The sequence below is a fragment of the Streptomyces sp. NPDC059166 genome (genome assembly GCF_042755185.1).
In the GTDB taxonomy this organism is placed as follows: Bacteria; Actinomycetota; Actinomycetes; order Streptomycetales; family Streptomycetaceae; genus Streptomyces.
This window is the reverse complement of sequence record NZ_JBHZCI010000013.1, coordinates 160,226-163,179: the sequence shown is the minus strand read 5'-3', so window position 1 is coordinate 163,179 and position 2,954 is coordinate 160,226. Positions and strand designations below refer to the sequence as shown.

The 2,954-nt window shown below is 70.0% G+C and carries 2 protein-coding genes and 3 pseudogenes; 1 reads left to right on the top strand and 4 read right to left on the bottom strand.

Annotation, left to right across the window (positions count from 1 at the left end; translation table 11 throughout):
- The 4 genes and pseudogenes from ACFXOA_RS12885 to ACFXOA_RS12870 all read right to left on the bottom strand — a co-directional run.
- On the bottom strand, nucleotides 1–1,070 hold a 1,070-nt coding region (locus tag ACFXOA_RS12885), incomplete at its 3' end, for a discoidin domain-containing protein (RefSeq protein WP_385025951.1).
- A gap of 99 nt (nucleotides 1,071–1,169) precedes the next feature.
- On the bottom strand, nucleotides 1,170–1,700 hold the full coding sequence (locus tag ACFXOA_RS12880; protein ID WP_385025978.1) for a hypothetical protein: 531 nt from the start codon (nucleotides 1,698–1,700) through the stop codon (nucleotides 1,170–1,172).
- A gap of 6 nt (nucleotides 1,701–1,706) precedes the next feature.
- A pseudogene (locus ACFXOA_RS12875) lies at nucleotides 1,707–1,889 on the bottom strand (hypothetical protein); the annotation flags it as partial.
- A gap of 87 nt (nucleotides 1,890–1,976) precedes the next feature.
- Nucleotides 1,977–2,288 (bottom strand): annotated as a pseudogene (locus ACFXOA_RS12870) (helix-turn-helix domain-containing protein); the annotation flags it as partial.
- A 440-nt stretch (nucleotides 2,289–2,728) separates the two neighbouring features.
- Here ACFXOA_RS12870 and ACFXOA_RS12865 point away from each other — a divergent pair.
- A pseudogene (locus tag ACFXOA_RS12865) lies at nucleotides 2,729–2,954 on the top strand (hypothetical protein); the annotation flags it as partial.

The following is a 2,954-nucleotide window of genomic DNA, read 5'->3' as shown; positions in this document are numbered from 1 at the left end:
TTCCAGACGCCGTTGCCCCAGCCGCCGATGGAGCTGTCGCGGGTGTACCACTGCTGCTGGGAGTAGGGGCCGACCTGGCCGTCGATCTTGCTGTCGGCGATGTAGCCGCCGCTGGCCCAGCCGTAGCCGTTCGGGGCGAGGTTGAGGCCGCCCTTGACGTGCATGCGGCGGAAGGGGGCGGCCTGGGAGACGGCCCAGCGGTCGGTTCCGCTGACGGGGTTGAGGGCGAGGTTCTCGGCGGAGCGCCAGAAGTTCTGGGTGGCGTTTCCGTTGAACCAGCCCGCGTCCACGGTGACGTCGCCGTTGAAGGTGGTGTCGTCGGGCTTGAGGCCGAGCCCGGCGATGGAGGTGTAGAAGCCGATCTGCGCGTTGATGTTGTTGTACGTGCCCGGCTTGAACATCAGCGCGTAGCGGCCCGTCCCGAACTGCGCCGACTCCTGCTGCCTGAAGATCTGGTCGACCTTGCCCTGGATGTCGGGCGTCGAGGGGTCGAAGACCAGGACGTTCGGGCCGAGGTCACCGCCACCGGGGATCTGCGGGTCACCCCCGCCGGTCGTCCCGTAGACCTGGAACTCCCAGAGGGAGTGTCCGTATCCCGTGGCACGCGCGGTGCCGGTGAGCCTGACGTAGCGCGCGGTGCCGGAGACGTTCAGGGTTTCGGTGCCGCCGGCGCCGGTGGTGGTGGAGTAGGCGGTGTTCCAGGTGCTGTTGTCCGACGAGAACTCGATCCGGTAGCCCGTCGAGTAGGCCGCCTCCCAGCGCAGCACGATCTGGCTCACCGAGGCGGCGGCGCCGAGGTCGACCTTGATCCACTGAGGGTCGGAGAAGGCGCTGGACCAGCGGGTTCCGTTGTCTCCGTCCACAGCCGCGGTGGCCGGCGTGCCACCGTTCTCCTGACTGGAGGCGGTGACCGTCTTCCCCTGGGAGAGCAGTGAGGGTGCGGCGCTCGCGGAAGTCTGGGGGATGAGGGCGAGCAGGGTGAGGACCATTCCTGCCACGACGGCGAACACGCCGCCGCGTCTCGCGACCGGGCCGGAAAGGGGTCTGTGGCGGTTCGGGGGTGCGTACATCTGGGTCTCCTGAGCCGTGGGGGCGGGTACACGACACGCACAGTCGGAGAGAGCGCTCTCTCCGGCTGTGCGAGATACTTCACCCTTGTTACGAACGCGTCAAGAGATGTGCAACAGGAGATGTATCAGGGCCTGTTGGCGACAAGAACTGACGGCGGGTCCCAGGCGGCGCTCCTCTGTGGGGCCGGAGGGTGACGGTGTGTGAGGGTGGACGGGTGCCGGATTCAGGAACTGTCGGCCCCGGTCACCTCCCCGCGTACGTCCGCACGTGCCCGAGCCCGCGGTCGCTCCTGCCCGGTTGTGCGAGACCAGGCCGATCCTCGGCTCGCCCCGGACCGGAAGGGCCCATACGCTCCCCTGCGACCGGTGGACACCGTCGCGGCTGGTGGACGCGCGTACCTCGTGCTCCCCGCGCTCGGTGTCCCGGTGGTACGCGAGGCGGTGCCGCATCGTCGCGGACGGGGGGCCGCCGGACATCGGGGCGTTCGCGACGGCGGTGGGCGGGGTGGTCGTGGGACGCTCGCCCTCCTTGCCGAACTCGCTGACGTCGAGCAACGCTCCGTGGCCGTTGGCGAGCGGCAGCACCGAGTGGACGAGCTCGAACCAGCGGTCGTCGTTCTCGTACAGCACCAGCCCCGCCTGCTGTGCGGCGCTGTCCGGTGCGAACCGCAGCTTCGTCCCGACCGTGAAATCACCCCCGGTGCGTCCCGGAGGAGGACGGACGCGGTGTTGTCGCCCAGATGCAGCTCGGCGTCCTGGGCCGGCCAGGGGGGCGCACCACCGGACATCGTGATCCCGGCGGACGGACCCCTCACCCATGACCAGGGGGAACGGCCTGCGTCCCCGGAACCGCCGTCCCGTCGAACTCGTCGCTGTAGCCGGGCAGCAGCCGGCCCGGTCCCAAGCTGCCGCCACATGGACGGCACGACGGGCGAAGTCGATCCTGACGGCCTGCCCGGCAGCGGGGTCCAGGGTGAGGTGCTCGACCGGACGCCCACGCTAGCGCGGTCCGGGGTCGGCGGGTGCCACGACCACCGCGCCGCTCGCGACGAGCGCCCCGACCATGCCGTACAGCGTGGTGCGTGACAGGCCCGCCCTGCGCCCGAGCTCGGCCCGGCTCTGCGCCCCGTGGCGGCGCAGCAGGCCGAGTACACGTTCCTCGTGCCCACGCCTCAGCCGCGAGAGAGGGCCACCGTGTGCGTGCATGGCGCCCAGCATGCTGACCGCTCGATTTTTTCGTCAAAGACCCGGAAAGATATTCATGTTGCCGCAATGCCGAAGGGCTTCGGCCGGTGGCGGACCGCCGCGGACAGGTAGCGGGACAGGCCGTCGTGACGTCTGAGGGCGATGGCCGGGTGTCTGAGGGCGGCGCCCCGCAGGTCCGCGCGGAGGAGCGGCACGGACCGCCGGGCGACGCTGCGCGGAAGATCCACTACACCCTTGATCCTTTCTGCTCAAACCTCCGCACGGCGTGGCGTGCCGTCCAACGGGTGACATCTGGCTCCCTGTCACACGTTGGGCCCACGGTCTCCCTCGAATGCGGCCTCCCCGAGTGGTGCGCCCCCGGATTTCGGCTGACGGTGGATCACGTCGCCCCGTGATTCGAGGAGCCGGCAACCAGCCGGCCGGCGCGGGAGTGGCGAAAGGACTGTGTATCCATGCGCTCTGCCCGCACTCTGTTCGCATCGGCTGCCGTCACGGCGGTCCTCGCGGTCTCCGTCCCCACCGCATACGCCGTGACCTCGGCGGACGAGTGGGAGAAGGACGGCGGCTCCTCCGCGAGCAGCAACGACGACCGTGAGAAGCCGGACTCGTGGAAGCACGAGAAGCCGGAGGGCGGTGTGCACGCCGGTGGCGGTGCGCTGGCCGGTGTGTCGTCCGACG